The 14,902-nt window shown below is 62.0% G+C and carries 14 protein-coding genes; 8 read left to right on the forward strand and 6 right to left on the reverse strand.

The features are described from left to right. The first annotated feature begins 4 nt into the window (after positions 1-4). The 4 genes from K9B35_RS07760 (at position 5) to K9B35_RS07775 (ending at position 2,183) form a co-directional block, all read left to right on the forward strand. Positions 5-397, forward strand: coding sequence for a DUF2958 domain-containing protein (locus tag K9B35_RS07760; RefSeq protein WP_224921263.1), 393 nt, complete (start codon positions 5-7; stop codon positions 395-397). Then, the gene (locus K9B35_RS07765) at positions 394-672 is read left to right on the forward strand and encodes a sigma-70 region 4 domain-containing protein (RefSeq protein WP_224921264.1); all 279 of its coding nucleotides are present in this window, start codon (positions 394-396) and stop codon (positions 670-672) included. The genes K9B35_RS07760 and K9B35_RS07765 overlap by 4 nt, the downstream gene beginning before the upstream one ends. Continuing rightward, complete coding sequence (locus K9B35_RS07770; RefSeq protein WP_224921265.1) at positions 669-1,583, forward strand: HEPN domain-containing protein; 915 nt, start codon at positions 669-671, stop codon at positions 1,581-1,583. The genes K9B35_RS07765 and K9B35_RS07770 overlap by 4 nt, the downstream gene beginning before the upstream one ends. A 279-nt stretch (positions 1,584-1,862) precedes the next feature. Then, positions 1,863-2,183 carry a DUF736 domain-containing protein gene (locus K9B35_RS07775; protein ID WP_224921266.1) on the forward strand — a complete coding sequence of 107 codons (321 nt, stop codon included), beginning with the start codon at positions 1,863-1,865 and terminating at the stop codon, positions 2,181-2,183. A gap of 90 nt (positions 2,184-2,273) precedes the next feature. Here K9B35_RS07775 and K9B35_RS20360 read toward each other — a convergent pair whose 3' ends face one another. Continuing rightward, positions 2,274-2,642 (reverse strand): HNH endonuclease, encoded by a 369-nt coding sequence (locus K9B35_RS20360; RefSeq protein ID WP_412103448.1) that lies wholly within the window; start codon positions 2,640-2,642, stop codon positions 2,274-2,276. 508 nt (positions 2,643-3,150) lie between these two features. Next, positions 3,151-3,474, reverse strand: a complete 324-nt coding sequence (locus K9B35_RS07785) for a hypothetical protein (RefSeq protein ID WP_224921267.1) — start codon at positions 3,472-3,474, stop codon at positions 3,151-3,153. Between the two features lie 364 nt (positions 3,475-3,838). Between K9B35_RS07785 and K9B35_RS07790 the strand changes: the two genes are divergently transcribed. The 3 genes from K9B35_RS07790 (at position 3,839) to K9B35_RS07800 (ending at position 6,546) form a co-directional block, all read left to right on the forward strand. Further along, the gene (locus K9B35_RS07790) at positions 3,839-5,803 is read left to right on the forward strand and encodes a DUF3363 domain-containing protein (protein ID WP_224921268.1); all 1,965 of its coding nucleotides are present in this window, start codon (positions 3,839-3,841) and stop codon (positions 5,801-5,803) included. 147 nt (positions 5,804-5,950) lie between these two features. Next, positions 5,951-6,373 carry a hypothetical protein gene (locus K9B35_RS07795; RefSeq protein WP_224921269.1) on the forward strand — a complete coding sequence of 141 codons (423 nt, stop codon included), beginning with the start codon at positions 5,951-5,953 and terminating at the stop codon, positions 6,371-6,373. Then, the gene (locus K9B35_RS07800; protein ID WP_224921270.1) at positions 6,370-6,546 is read left to right on the forward strand and encodes a helix-turn-helix domain-containing protein; all 177 of its coding nucleotides are present in this window, start codon (positions 6,370-6,372) and stop codon (positions 6,544-6,546) included. The genes K9B35_RS07795 and K9B35_RS07800 overlap by 4 nt, the downstream gene beginning before the upstream one ends. A gap of 403 nt (positions 6,547-6,949) precedes the next feature. Here K9B35_RS07800 and K9B35_RS07805 read toward each other — a convergent pair whose 3' ends face one another. After that, complete coding sequence (locus K9B35_RS07805) at positions 6,950-7,303, reverse strand: hypothetical protein (protein ID WP_224921271.1); 354 nt, start codon at positions 7,301-7,303, stop codon at positions 6,950-6,952. A gap of 33 nt (positions 7,304-7,336) precedes the next feature. Here K9B35_RS07805 and K9B35_RS07810 point away from each other — a divergent pair, with 33 nt between their 5' ends. After that, positions 7,337-10,279: a caspase family protein gene (locus tag K9B35_RS07810; RefSeq protein WP_224921272.1), complete on the forward strand. Its 2,943-nt coding sequence runs from the start codon at positions 7,337-7,339 to the stop codon at positions 10,277-10,279. A 148-nt stretch (positions 10,280-10,427) separates the two neighbouring features. Here the strand turns inward: K9B35_RS07810 and K9B35_RS07815 are convergent, their stop codons facing one another. The 3 genes from K9B35_RS07815 to K9B35_RS07825 all read right to left on the reverse strand — a co-directional run bounded on the left by K9B35_RS07815 (position 10,428) and on the right by K9B35_RS07825 (position 14,872). Next, the gene (locus tag K9B35_RS07815; protein ID WP_224921273.1) at positions 10,428-11,657 is read right to left on the reverse strand and encodes a tyrosine-type recombinase/integrase; all 1,230 of its coding nucleotides are present in this window, start codon (positions 11,655-11,657) and stop codon (positions 10,428-10,430) included. A gap of 474 nt (positions 11,658-12,131) precedes the next feature. Then, positions 12,132-12,524 carry a Cu(I)-responsive transcriptional regulator gene (cueR, locus tag K9B35_RS07820; RefSeq protein ID WP_224921274.1) on the reverse strand — a complete coding sequence of 131 codons (393 nt, stop codon included), beginning with the start codon at positions 12,522-12,524 and terminating at the stop codon, positions 12,132-12,134. Further along, the gene (locus tag K9B35_RS07825; RefSeq protein ID WP_224921690.1) at positions 12,521-14,872 is read right to left on the reverse strand and encodes a heavy metal translocating P-type ATPase; all 2,352 of its coding nucleotides are present in this window, start codon (positions 14,870-14,872) and stop codon (positions 12,521-12,523) included. Before K9B35_RS07825 ends, cueR begins: the two co-directional genes overlap by 4 nt. Between the last annotated feature and the right edge of the window lie 30 nt (positions 14,873-14,902).

Genomic DNA, 14,902 nt, shown 5'->3' on the forward strand with positions numbered 1-14,902 from the left:
TACGATGATACTGCTCCCCGACGACCTTCGCGCGACACTGCGCGCGAACGCCGCCGCGTCCCTTGCCGCCCAGGCGCGGGACGCGGATTTCGATCCCGTTCCGGTCCTTAAGCTGTTCAATCCGCTGGGCGCAGGGACGTGGCTTGCAACGGAACTGCTCGCCGATGGCGACACGCTCTTCGGACTGGCCGACCTTGGGTTCGGCTGTCCGGAGCTCGGCAATTTCAGCCTTTCTGAAATCGCACGGGTGCGCCTGCCGTTCGGACTGGCGATCGAGCGCGATCTGACCTTCGAGACGCCGCACGCGCTTTCGGTCTGGGCCGGTACGGCGCGGCGCGCCGGGTCGATCCTGTGGGCGGAAACACTGCTCAGTCGCGGACAGGAGGAAGTCCGATGATCCGTCGCCATGAGTCAGAGGAATTGCGCCGCCTGCGGCGAGCCCATGCCTCAATGCCCGCACAGGCGCGGGCAGCGTTCGACCGGCACCGGTTCGAGGACAAGCCCTATGAAGTGATTGCCGCAGAACTCGGCATCGGGGTTCCCGAGGTTGAGCGACGCGTGGCTGATGCGATGTGCCATCTTATGCAAGCTTGTGACGAACCCGAGCCGGGCGCGGCCGCGCGATTTGGGGCTTGGCTTCGCGCCGCTTTCGGACGAGTCTGGCGACGATGAAGCATGATCTCGATCATCTCCCCGAAGGCAAACGCCGCGAGCTGGCGCTCGTCGTTGAGATGATCCGCGAGGGCTTTGCCCGCGCCACGAAGCAGCGCACCCAGCCGCGCTTTCGCGGGCCGGGGCACCTGCTCAAGATCATCCTGTTCGGTAGCTATGCGCGGGGCGACTGGGTCGAGGATCCCGTAGGCCGCTACTTCTCCGACTATGACCTGCTGGTCGTCGTCGATCACGAAGACCTGACCGACGTGCCCGAATTCTGGCTCAAGGCCGAGGATCGGCTGCTCGAGGTGCTTGCCGAGGGCACCCGGCTTCGGACCCCGGTCAGCCTCGTCTATCACAGCCTCGACGACGTGAACGAGAAGCTTCGGCTGGGCCGTTACTTCTTTATGGACATTCTGCGCGATGGCGTGGTGCTGTTCGAGGAGAAGGGGCATCCGTTCGTCGAACCAGTGCCGCTGTCCACAGCGGAAGCGCTCGCCGAGACGCAGGGATATTTCGAGGAGTGGTTCGCGAGTGCGGTGAACTTCGAAACCCTCGCCGCTACTGCGCGAGAAGGCTCGATGCCGAAAGAGGCGGCGTTCCTGCTGCATCAGGCCGCCGAGCGCCTCTATCAGTGCCTGTTCCTAGTCCGCACGCTTTACATGCCCAAGACGCACAACCTGAACCGGCTTCGCTCGCTGGCCGAGGACATGGAGCCGCGCCTCAAGCAGGTCTGGCCGTCGGCGACCAAGGAGGTGCGACAGGCCTATGCCCGGCTCCGCGAGGCGTACATCAAGGCCCGCTACTCGCGCGAATACCGTATCACCGCCGAGCAGCTGGGCTGGCTGGGCGAGCGTGTTGCATTGCTCAAATCGGTCGTGGAAGTCGCGTGTGTTGAGCGTCTGACCACCTTGGCGGAAGCCGCCTGAGTCAGCCAGTCACCCTGCGCACCTGGTCGCCATCACTCCGCGCGACAGGGACCGACTCGGGCCTCGAACGCCAATGACCTATGGCCGGTCGGGCCGCCTCGAAACCATCGCGACACACTATTTTCCCCGCAGCTGCGCTGCTCCTCGCGCAGCAAAATAGCGCTCTGCTCCGGTCCTCCGCTGACGCTTCGGCCATCGGTTCGGACGTCCCTTGTCCCGTCCACTGGGTCGGCGTGTCGGCACGGGACGGTCCCGGGCCGCAAGCAAGGAGTGAAGATCGTGGCTGCAATCGGATATGTGACCAAGGCTCAGGACGGCTCGTTCAAGGGCTCGCTCAAGACCCTCAGCATCCGCGCCGACATCGAGATCGTCGCAAACGACAACAAGACCAGCGACAGCCAGCCCGACTATCGTGTGACGTCGGACGGCGTCGAGATCGGCGCGGGCTGGAACCGCCGCTCGCAGAGCTCGGGCCAGGACTATGTGTCGCTCAGCCTGGCGGCGCCGGAGTTCGGACCGCGCCGACTCTATGCCAATCTCGGCCGCGCCGCGGGCGAGGCCGAAGACCGGTTCGCGGTCATTTGGAACCCCGCCGACTGAGGCGGCGCGACCCGGCCCCGGCATCCGAAAGGGTGCCGGGGCCGGGGCTTTTAACTGATCGATCCAAGGGGCCGACTGGAAGCCAGACTTCTAGACGAGACGCATTCCGTGCCACTTTCCGGCTGCGATACGGGCGCGAACCCTGCGCAGATATTCGATTGGCGCAGGTGCTCGCCGTCGGGCATGATGTCTTCGCCGGTTGCAGAACAGGCAAGAGGCGACGACGTTTTCATGTGTATCGCCGCCGCCATCGCGGCGGGCGATCAAATGCTCGGCCGTGGCCTGCAGCAAGGCAGCCTGCGCATCGGTGACGCCGTAGATTCGCGTGAATGCACCTCTGTCGCAGACCCACATCGGCTGTTTGCAGTAGTAACATAGGCCATGCTGAAGGTCGAAGCTTCGGTTTCGCAGATGACGGAGTTTGGGCATTCTTGATACTCGCATTGACGTTGGGGTCATTGCGGTACGCTTCGGCTAAGGCCGCCCGAGGCGGGTGAGCTATGCTCGCGTACAAAGCGGCTCAGCCGCCCCACAGTCCTCAGGTGGATAGCTATGCTTATCCTCCGCGGGCAGACTGCACCCGCGGGTGACGCTTGGCAACGCGTTCCAACGAGCGGGATGTCCGCGAGCGGCACAGATCCTGACACACTTGCTTCAGACTTTGTGGGAAGGGTGAGGGCACGTCAGAGAATTCTGAGGCTACCGGCGCCTAAAAGCGGCCGTCAAGGATGCGCGGTCCCCCCAATTTGCTGCGCAAATCGGCTCCCCCACGCCCCGCTTCGCGGCGCCCTTCGGGCGTCCCTGACTGCCACTTTCACGCGCCAGCTCCGGACTGCGTCTCGACCTTGAGACGACACGAAAGGAGCCTGTCATGAACATGATGTCCGCTATCCAGATTGCACAAATCGATCCTGTGGCTGCGCTGATTCAGAGCCTTACTTCAGGCCTCGACGCTGAAGGTGCTGCGTCAATCGCACGCTATTTCATCGATAGCGAACTTGCCGATTTCTGCTGGAACGCGCGTCAGCGAGAGGCATGGATCGGCGAATATGAAAGCCTCGATGATGACGTCGGAACGCTCGATCGCATCGTGATCTTCAGCGAGTTCGATGGGCGGTTTCACGTCGGAATTGCGCTCGTTGATGGCGACGGATGCGTACACGATCTGCGGCAGCATCGCAGCTTTGCCAGCTTCTGGGATGCCGATGACGCGTTCGAGCGGCTTCGACATTGAGGTCGATTTTCTGCACCGGAGCGGCGTCATCGGCGTCGCTTCCGGTGCTTTTGTCATGCGCTCAGACTTAGCGGTTGATGGTGGGCGGCAGGCAGGGAGGGAAAGGCGAGAATAGCGGAGGCAGTGGAGGAGGAAAGAAGGGGTATATGCAAGATAAAGCGAAAAACGGCTCACCGCATTTTTCGCGCTAACGCTTTGTCTGCACATCCTTTTTTAGAGAGACGGCTTGCCTCGCGAGCACCGCTTCGCGAGGCTGTTGCGATGATCGCACCCTTCAAACCCGCGGAATGCCGTGAGTTTTCCGCGAGATACTTGCCGTCAGCGTTGGGTCATCCGCATATCCTCGAAGATGGCGCAGGACGACGACCATTTCGAGATCAGGCCCGGACGCATTGGCGCTCGGAGGGGGCGTAAGTCTGGCATGCAGGCAAAGATCCTCGCGCGCACCGCGCGGCTCGGCGGCAACCCGCGACGGGTAGGCGGGCCATCGCCCAACACGGGAACGCCTGCGCCGCGAACCGGGCGCTTCAATGCACGCGGACGCGGCGCAAAGTTCGCGGCGGCATTCCCGCGCGGATCGGGCTGGTCGATCGACGGTCGCAGCGGTGCTCGCGTTCGTCCGCGCCGCGTGGCGGTGAAGGCCCGCGTCGTGAAGCTTGCCGGCAAGGCCGGAGCGGTGGGCGCACACCTCCGTTATCTGGAGCGCGATGGCGTCAGTCGGGAGGGCGAGCCGGGCCGCTTCTATTCCACGTTCGCGGATGAAGTGGACGGCAAAGAGTTCGCCGGGCGCGGGGCCGATGACCGCCACCAGTTCCGGTTCATCGTCTCACCCGAGGATGGCGCGAAATTCGATACGCTGAAGACCGTGACCCGCGACCTGATGGCGAAGATGGAGCAGGACCTAGGCACCAACCTCGACTGGATCGCGGTCGATCACTTCGACAGCGGCCACCCCCATACGCACGTCATCGTTCGCGGGGTCACCGAGGACGGGAAAACCCTCAACATTGCCGGCGACTATATCGCCCATGGCATTCGCCACCGCGCGTCCGAGATCATGACACGCGCACTAGGGCCCCAGAGCGAACTCGAGCTACGCCAGCAGCTTGCCCATGAGGTCGATGCCGAAAGACTGACGCGGCTTGATCGCGCGATCCTCCAGCGGGCCGAGGACAACATCGTCGATCTCCGCCAGGACGGTGGAGCGACGGGCGGCGACAACAGCTACCAGCAGATGCTCATTAGCCGTGCCCGCCAGCTTGAGCGGATGGAACTCGCCGAGCCAACTGGGAATCTGACTTGGTCGCTCGCACCTGACCTTGAGAAGATACTGACCGATCTGGGGCGGCGCGGTGACATCATCCGCACGATGCACAAGGCGATGGAGCTGTTGCCAGAAGGTCGCGGCCTGCAGCCGATGGCTATCCACGGTCCGGCCCGTGTCGCCGAGCCGATCATCGGGCAAGTCGTCCAGCGCGGCGCGGCGGGCGATCACCATGACCGCCGTTATCTGATCATCGACGGGATCGACGGGCGCACCCATTATGTTGATATCGGCACTGACGATCAGCCGACGCCGCGCGGCAGCCTGGTGAAACTGGAACCGCGCCAGATCGAACCCCGGAAGTCGGACCGCACCATCGCCGAGATCGCGGGGGCCAATGGCGGGCGCTACAGCGTCGATATCCATCTCAGGCATGACCGCAACGCCAGTGAGGAGTTTGCGAAGACTCATGTCCGCCGGCTGGAGGCGATCCGGCGCGCGACGGGGAACGTCGAGCGCATGCCCGACGGCAGCTGGACGATCGCACCGGATCACCTCGACCGCGTACGCGACTATGAGCGCGGCAGGGCTGACAAGTCGCCGATGGCGATCATCACCCTATCGCCCGTCTCGGCCGAGAAGCAGGCGACGCTCGATGCACCGACCTGGCTCGACAAGGAACTCGCGTCGCAGGAGCCACTCAAGCTTGCCGCGCACGGCTTCGGCAAGGACCTCAATCGGGCGCTGTGTCTGCGCCAGCAATGGCTGGTCGATCAGCAGCTCGCCGATATCGACGGGGATCATTTACGGCTCCGCCACGCCACGACGGACGCGCTTCGGCAGCGCGAGATACGGACCCTGGCCGGGCAGCTCAGCAACGAGATGGGTATGAGCGTTCGAGAAGCGGTATCCGGCGAGCGCATCGATGGCATCTATCGGCGCTCGGTCCAATCCGCATCGGGCCGCTTTGCCCTGATCGAGCAATCACGCGAGTTTGTGTTGGTGCCGTGGCGCCTGGAGATGGAGCGGCACATCGGCCAGCAGATCACCGGCATCCCGCACGGCGACTCGATGAGCTGGAATGTCGGGCGTGGCCGTGGCGGGCCATCGATCGGCATGTGACGCGGGGCGCGATCGTAGAAATAGAAAGCCCAGCGTGCTCCCGGCTCCCTACCCTTGTCGCGCCAGATCGCGACAATGACGGACACCGCCCGCCAGGCGGTCCGCGGGCCTCTTGAGGCCTGCGGGAACCGGAAGCAGATCGAGCATATGAAAACGTTCAAGACCCGCCATCAGCTGTTCCTGTCCGAGGAACTGAGCAAGCGCTTGGCACAGCGTGCGAAGGTCACCGGCAAGGCAAAGTCGGATATCCTGGTCGAAGCGCTAGATGCGTGGTTCAATCGCCGCGAGGGCGGCGGGAACTTTGAAGCGCTCGAAGTTCGCGCCACCGGAATTGAGCGGAGGATCGAAGCGCTCGGACGAAGGCAGGGCATCTTCTGGGAAGCGTTTGCCCGTATGCTCCGCCACCAGCTCGCTCTGGCAACTGTGTTGCCGAAGCCCGACGACGCGGGCCGGGCGTCCGCAGCCCGTCAGTTCGAGAATTTCATCGATCAGATGGCCGAGATGCTAGCCGGTCAAGAACCAGCCGCAACGGATGACCCCGTAATCGAAAAGCTGAGGAAACTGCATTGAACGACGAACGAATCTCCGTTCGAATTCCGGAGGCGTGCCGCATGATCGGTATTAGCCGTTCGAAACTCTACGAACTGATCGAGGCCGGAGATATTCAGACGGCTAAGGTTGGCGCGAGCCGGCTCGTCCTTGTCAGTAGCTTGAGGACTTTCGTCGAAAGCCGAGCCGAGTGATCTGATTGCGGCTTTGCGCCCCATTAGCTGCCATGGAACGTGGTGGGTGCCGCCCCAAAAGCTGCCGCTTCAATTCATCAAAGAGGATTTCGACAAACCAGCGCCGAAATCGATCGGCACCCGCGTACGCGACGGGGAAGTCGAGACGACGTTCGACCAGTCACTTTATCGCTGACAGCCCGCGGCGTCACTATAACGACGCGGCTCATCGACCGACAGATTCGCTCGCCGTCGCAGTCGCGATTTGGTCAAATGTGACGATGGCCGGTCCAAGTTTTCATCGCGATCGCCCCATTCAAACCGAAGCGGAAGACCGTCTCGGCTTCAGATCCGTCCGAGCGCCGCAAACTACTGGGTTGTGTGACAGCGAGCGCTGGGCGCCATGTGTAAAGATAAGGCCCAATCAGATTTTCTCGATCACGATCTCGGCGCTCTCGTCGGCGTCGGCGACGTGGTTGAGCTGACCGCTTGAGAGATCGGCCAATGGAACTACTTGGCCACGGCTATGGAGCACGATCCGGTAGTTCTTCTTGTTCTTGTTACCCCAGAAATTAAGCACGGCGATCGTGGTACTGATCGTGCTGAGCGTCACGCTCGCGATCGAAAGTCCGATCAGAATCGCGGATTTGGCACCAGACTCGGACGCAGTCACTGGCTCGACGTGGACGCCTTCGTGGCGAAGTTTGTCCATCAGTTCCTTTAGATCGAGCGACGCGCTAATGTCGGCGCCGTCGCCGAGCGATATCTGCAAAGCCAAGTCCGTTTCCTCCCTAATGATGTCCAGAGCCGAATGACACAAAGAGCGCTGTTTGTCTGTAGTGCCAAGTCGGCGCCGGTTCTCGAACATGGCGAGGCCGACTGCCGGAAAATCGTCGAAACGCTGACCGACGCGCTGTACGGCGGCGCCGAGGTGTTCATGCCCGGCGCGCCGTTACTGGACTGCCCAACCGCGGGTACTTTTCTGAATTCGCTTTCGGACTTCATTGCCGCGACTCGCGACACCGCACAGCGTATCCTCTATTTCACCGGCCACGGAAGATGGGAGGCCAACCAATTCGCCTTCGAGTTCGGTGAAGACCAGTTTGCGCTGTTCTCCGTCGCCTCGACACTGCTGCAGGGCCAAGGCGCTGCAAAGACGCTGTTCATCATCGACGCATGCCACTCGGGTGGAGCGACCTCGACTGGTCTAAAGTCGAGCGGGGTTTTTCCGGTCAGTGCCGGGTCGTGCGTGCTCGCATCATGCAAGGATATCGAACTAAGCCGCGAGGTTGCTCAGCAAGGCAGCCTATTCACCCATTATTTCTGCGAAGCGATCACGACCGGTCTGGGCGGTAAGAAAAGCCAGCACGGCATGATCTCGGTCACCGATCTGCTCGACTATGTGAAGCCGAAGCTAGAAGCGCATGGGGAAAGCGCGCTGACCAAGCAGACACCAAACTACACGATCAGCCAAGGTGAAGGTGCTTTCTGGATCGCGACCAACATAACCGGCGCGTTGGTGGAAACCTCTGGCGCCATCTCCGCGGGGCCGGCGCGGGACGCGGATCCGCACCGGGTGCCGCCCGACGGCGCGACTTACGACGATCTTGACGAGCCGGCGGTGATCGCGCTGGCGGAGACAGAGCTCGGCATGACACTGCCGGGTGTCGAGGCGGCCAAGCAGCTCGGACTATTTTATTCGGCGACCGATCGGCGTCCGACGACCGCTGCGCTACTCTGCCTTGGCAAGTCTCCCCACCATTTCTTCCCAGAGATCGAATCGGTTTTCTCTAACGGGCAGAAATCCGGGAAGACAAACACTACCCGGATCGATGGCACGTTATTCCGGCAATTCGAGCGACTGGTCGAGCTGACGTTGAAGAGTCTTGATCGACACTCAGTCTATTCCCAAACCGGAGTTCGGACAGATGAATATGAGATCCGGCCGGAAGTGCTGCGCGAAGCGATCGCCAATGCGCTCACGCACCGCGATTTCTTGGGTCCGGGACGAGTCCAGGTCCATGTTCACGAAGCGTATGTCGAAATCCTCAATCCCGGCGCTTTTCCTGAGGGGCACGATTGGCAAGCGTTGCTCGATCAGCCTGGGGCATCGCTGACTGGGAACCGTCGGCTCGCCAATTTGCTGTGCAAGCTCGGCGCGGTCGAAGGCGTCGGTCAGGGGTTCCACGTCCTTCACGCATTTCGCGAGGAGCGAGGCGAGAACGCGATCCGCTTCGAAGAAGGGGGCGGCGTCGTGCGCTGTTTCGTGAAACGGCCACCCCCCGAGCTGAAGACCAACGACAGCGAGAAGGCGGCGCTGGCGACGTTGTTCGAGCGTGAGGCGCAGGAGCAGCTCGGGCTAGCTCTCGAGACGCAGGCGCGATCGATCGAGCGCGTCTCTGTGCTCGGCGAACGTTACGAGCTCGACCAGATCTTCGTTACGCCAGAACTGCGCGACGAACGCGGCAACATCTCCCACTTTGCCGATGTCGCCCAGCGAATCACGTCCGGCGGCGGTTACCGGGCAGTGGTGGTAGGCGCCCCAGGTATGGGGAAAACGACCTTCCTCAAGAAACTGGCGCAGGACCTCCTTCCCGAGGCGATGCGCGCCGAAATGAATGACCGAGGCACAGATCCGGCCGACAGTTTCAGACCTTGGGTCCAAGTCGCTGATCCGGTTGTGCTATATCTCCCGCTGCGCGCGGTTAACGCTGATTTGTCCCTGATCAGTGCGTTGTCTATTTTGCTCGGCATTAGTCGCGGCACGATCGATCGGCTGCTGCGCGAACATTCCACAGTGCTGCTGTTCGACGGGTTCGACGAAGTCGCGCCGGAACAACGAAGTGAAATCGCCGAAGAGATTACCCGGCTCGCGGAAACGCGAAATAACCTGTCGATCGTCGTCACTTCGCGGCAGACGGAGCATCTACCGGATCTGTTCCCGGGTGCTGAGACACTGACGATCCAGCCCTTTTCCCCCGCGCAGACACGCAGGCTTGTCGAGCGGTCACTACCGCACGCATCTGCGCGGTTCGTGCTCGAATTAGAGAATGACACCGGCCTCCTCGCCAACCCGCTATTCGCTCAGATCGCTGGTATCGTCGCTCGGGAATATGGCAACGTACCCTTAACCCGGTCTCGACTGGTCGGAGCGTTGGTAGAGACGATTATGTTCCGCCACGATGCCGGAAAGGGGGCGTTCAAACGCAGCTCGCGTGTCGATCCCCATGAAATGATCCGCCTCATGCAGTCGATCGCGCTAATGATGGTACTACATGCAAAGTCGAATTTGCACCGCGATGATGCAATTGAATTTATTGACCGTGCCATTCATTCGACGCGCCTCCGCTCCGCGCGGGGATACGAGGCCGATCAAATTCTCGACGAGATCCTCGAACTCGGCTTCTTCCTCGTGCGGGATGGAGACAGTATTGTCGCTTTCCACCGCGCGATCGTCGAGCAGTTGGCGGTCGAAGGCGGCCGCGACACGATGCCCGATGCGCCGCATTTTACGAAGCTGGTGATGGCGGTGCTGCGCCAGCAGCGATCGCTGCCCCTCGCGATGGACTTTGTCGAAGGGTGGGTAGAGTCGCGGGGACAGGCCAGTGATTTGATCGAGCGTTTGAAGGCCGAACGCGAGTTTGCGAATGACGTCGCGGCCTTATTGGAGGAAGTCATCGACAAGGTCGAAGCGCTGCTACCTAGCTTTCGCGCATTTCCGGAAAACCTGGGGGATTTGCTCGGCGGCGACTAACAACGCGCTCCGTAGGGTACACGTCGATACTAAACTCGTTGCAAGAGTTTTGGTGCCAAATCCTTGAAACCCCCGAGGCAACCTATGAGGTCGTCAGGCGAAAAGCTGTCAGTCCGCTTCCGGCCCATTTTCGGCCATCGGGCAGCAGCTAAATCCGCCTTCGCTGACCAAATTCGACCGACAGAACTTGCCCGCCGCTGCGAAGCAGGTCGAGGTAGTCTGACCAGTGCTGCATCATACGGACGCGCTCATCCCAATATTGTCCGCGGGCATACGCGCGTCGGACGCCGTTGTTCTCCATGTGGGCAAGTTGGCGCTCGATCGCATCCGGGTTCCAGATACCCATCTCGTTTAGCAGGGTTGCAGCCATTGCCCTGAACCCGTGCGCCGTCATCTGCTCCTGTCCGTAGCCCATGCGACGCAACGCGAGCGTAATCGTGTTCTCCGACATCGGTCGCTTCCAGCTATGGCAAGCGGGGAAGACGTAGGGACTGTGCCCGGTCAGCGGCCTGACCTTGTCGAGCAACTCAAGGACCTGACTTGAGAGAGGGACTTGATGGGGCCAGCGCATCTTCATCTTGTCGGCGGGGATGGACCAGACGGCGCGTTCGAAATCGAACTCAGCCCACTCGGCCTTCCGCAGTTCGCCCGGACGGACGAAAACGTGCGGGGTCATCCGAAGCGCGAACTTCGTGATGCCGTAGCCTGAGAAATCCTCAATGTCGCGAAGGAGTTCTCCCACCTGCTTCGGGGAGGTGATTGCAGCGTAGTGCTTGGTCTTGGGAACGACGATCGCTCCACGGAGATCTGCCGCCACGTCGCGTTGCGCGCGTCCGGTGGCAATTCCGTAGCGCAGAACCCGGCTGATAACGCTGCGCATTCGGCGCGCGCTTTCGTACCTGCCGGTGGCTTCAAGCTTGCGCAGAACCGCGAGCACCTCAAGCGCTTCGATCTGATTGACCGGGCGATCGCCGATCAGCGGGTAAGCTTTGCCGAGCAGCCATTGCACCTTGTCTAGGGTGACTCCCGCACGTCCTTCGCGAGTGATCTTCGTGATCCATTCCTCGGCGACGGCTTTGAACGACGTGCTGGCGTCGAACTGGGCACGAATCTTCCTGAGCTTCTTTTCCGCGCCCGGGTCCCGGCCCTCGGCCACCAGCTTTCGGGCTGCGTCGCGTTTCTCGCGTACTTCAGCCAGGCCGACTTCTGGCCAGACGCCAAGCGCCAGCGTCTTCTGCTTGCCGAGGAACCGGTAACGAAGGCGCCAGTATTTGGCGCCGTTGGGCATCACCAGGAGGAAGAGAGAACGCTCATCCGAGAGCTTGTAGGCCTTAGCTTGAGGCTGGGCATTCTTGATGCTGAGAACGGTAAGCGCCATGGGGTATCTCCATCCGAAAACCGGGTGGAAAACGAGCCCAGATGTACCACCAAATGGGGGCATCTGTGGGCAAATCCACCCGAACAGCGTCGGACAAAGTAGCAGGAAAAGCGCTTATTTTTCAGTCCGTTGCTGGACGTCTGGGGACGTCCTTGGACCGGAAAATGGTGCCAGAAGAACACTCCCATCGGCACTCAAGTAGCTGATTTCCTACGCGAATTGGCAGTGGGAAATCACCAGCACCATCAATAGCACCATCATATCTTCTGGAAAAGGCTGGATTTCCACGGATCAAGCATATGTGACGTCGCAAAGAAGTGCCGGTTAGTGCGGCCCTTGGTCATCAAGAATAGCCTGCCCGCGCCCCAGCGACCCCCATCGACCGAAACCAGAATGTCTCCCTGCAGCAAATCACGCGTAGTTGATCATGCACCGCCTGATCGTTCACGAACGCGATACGACCAAAGAAGAACATCAGGTCGGTCGTTCAAGCGAGTCTATGATCGGGCAGTCGGGGCGGTCGTCACCGCAGCATCGGGCCGCCAGATCAAGCAGCGCGCGCCGCATTTTTTCGAGCGCCTCCGCCTTGCGGTGTAGTTCCTCGGCGCGTGCGGTCGCCAGCGACTTAACGTCGGCCGACGACCGCGCGCCGTCGTGCCACAAATCAAGCAGCGTTCGGATCTCTTCGATGGGGAAGCCAAGGTCACGGGCGTTGGCGATGAAGCGCAACCGATGCATGTCGGCGTCGGAATAATCGCGGTAGCCGCTGTCCCGGCGCGGCGGTGCCGGGACGAGGCCGATCTTCTCGTAGTGCCGGATCATCCGCTGCGAGACACCGCTCGCCTCCGACGCGGGTCCGATTTTCATAGTTTCACCCGGTTCAATCGCAGGGCATTGAGGACGACGGTGAACGAAGACAGCGCCATCGCCGCGCCCGCGAACATCGGCGACATCAGGATGCCGAACGGGGGATAGAGCACGCCCGCCGCAATCGGTACGCCGAGTCCGTTGAAGAGGAACGAGAAGAATAAATTCTGGCGGATGTTGCGCATCGTCGCATCGGCCAGTCTGCGTGCTCGGACGATTGCGGTCAAATCTCCACGGGTCAGCGTCATCCCCGCACTCTCGATCGCCACATCGGTGCCCGTTCCCATCGCCAGCCCCACGTCCGCCGCCGCCAGTGCGGGCGCGTCGTTGATGCCGTCGCCGGCCATCGCGACCTTCGCCCCAGCCGCCTTCAGTTCGCCAACGATACGCGCCTTGTCCTCTGGCCTGAGATCGGCGCGAACATCGTCAAGGCCGCCGACTGCGTGCGCGACCGCGTCGGCAGTGGCCTGGTTGTCGCCCGTAAGCATGATGACTTTCAGACCCTCGGCGCGCAACGCGGCGATCGCCTCGCGGGCATTTGCGCGGACCGGATCGGCGACCGCGAGTAGTCCTGCCGGCGACCCGTCGATGGCGATGAACATGACCCCGGCTCCAGTCTTCCGGTGCGGGTCGGCAGCGGCCTCCAGCGCGAACGGATCGGCGCCGACACGGGTCATCTGCGTAGCGTTGCCAATCGCGATGATGCGGCCATCGATCACTCCGCTGACACCCAGACCGGTCTGGGATTCGAAGTTCTCTACCTTTCCAACAATGACGCCGCGTTCCGTCGCGGCCGTGACGATGGCGTGTGCGAGCGGATGCTCGGATTGTGCCTCGACCGCAGCGGCCAGGCCAAGCAAATCGTCCTGGTCGAACCCCGGCAGGGCTTGGGTGGCAACGAGCCTCGGCTTGCCTTCGGTGATCGTGCCCGTCTTGTCGATCACGAGCGTATCGACCTTTTCCAGCGCCTGAAGTGCTTCTGCGTTCTTGACGAGGACGCCAGCATGTGCGCCGCGACCCGTGCCGACCATGATCGACATTGGAGTGGCGAGGCCAAGCGCACACGGACAGGCGATGATCAGGACCGCGATGGCATTGAGCAGTGCATGGCCGAAGCGTGGCTCCGGTCCAACGAAATTCCATACGATGAAAGCCGCGATCGCGATTGCGACCACCAGCGGCACGAACCAGCCCGAAATGCGGTCGGCAACCGCCTGGATCGGGGCGCGGCTGCGCTGTGCCTCGGCAACCATCCGCACGATCCGTGCAAGCATCGTGTCCGCCCCCACCGCTCGGGCTTCCATGACAAGGCTGCCAGTGCCATTAACGGTTCCGCCGGTCAGCGCATCGCCCGCCGACTTCCCGACTGCTAGAGACTCACCGGTGAGCATCGATTCATCGACCGACGAACGCCCTTCGATAACTATGCCGTCAACCGGGATTGCATCGCCCGGCCGGATGCGCAGCTTGTCGCCCGCCGCCACGTCACCGAGTGACACTTCTTCCTCCGACCCGTCCTCACGGACACGGCGCGCGGTCTTGGGCGCGAGATCCATCAGCGCGCGGATCGCGCGCCCGGTCGCCGCGCGGGCGCGCAGTTCCAGCACTTGCCCGAGCAACACCAGCGTCACCACGACGCCCGCCGCCTCGTAATAGACCGGCACCATGCCGCCGTGCATACGGAACGTGGGCGGGAACAAGCCAGGCGCGAAAGTCGCGACCAGACTGTAGAGGAAAGCGGCACCGACGCCGATTGCGATCAGCGTGAACATGTTGAGGTGCCACGTCCGGATCGACATCCAGCCACGCTCGAAGAAAGGCTTGCCCGCCCACAACACGATCGGCGCAGAAAGCGCGAGTTGAACCCAGGGCGACGCGGCGGGGCTGACGATCTCGATGCCCAGCATCTCGGCGACCATCGACACGATCAGCAGTGGCACTGCGAGCGCGGCGGATACCCAAAAACGGCGGGTGAAATCGACCAGCTCCGGGTTAGGCGCATCGTCGAGCGAAGGCTCCTCCGGTTCGAGCGCCATGCCGCAGATCGGGCACGTGCCCGGCCCCTCCTGACGGATTTCCGGGTGCATCGGACAAGTCCAGATCGCGCCCGGCATTGCCTTGGGTTCCGGACGCGGGGCATCGCTCAGATATTTGTCAGGATCGGCAACAAATTTGGTTCGACAGCCAGCACTGCAAAAATGGTAATCTTCGCCGTCATGCGCGGCATGATGCGCAGTTGTCGCAGGATCGACGGTCATGCCGCATACGGGATCCCTGACCGCGGACGTCGAGGGCTGGGTCGCGCAACAGCTGTGTTCGTCATGAGCCTTGTGGTCGGCATTGGTCATCGAGTCGTCCTCCATGACCCGGCAATAATG

The organism is Sphingomonas sp. R647 (genome assembly GCF_020177055.1).
In the GTDB taxonomy this organism is placed as follows: domain Bacteria; phylum Pseudomonadota; class Alphaproteobacteria; order Sphingomonadales; family Sphingomonadaceae; genus Sphingomonas.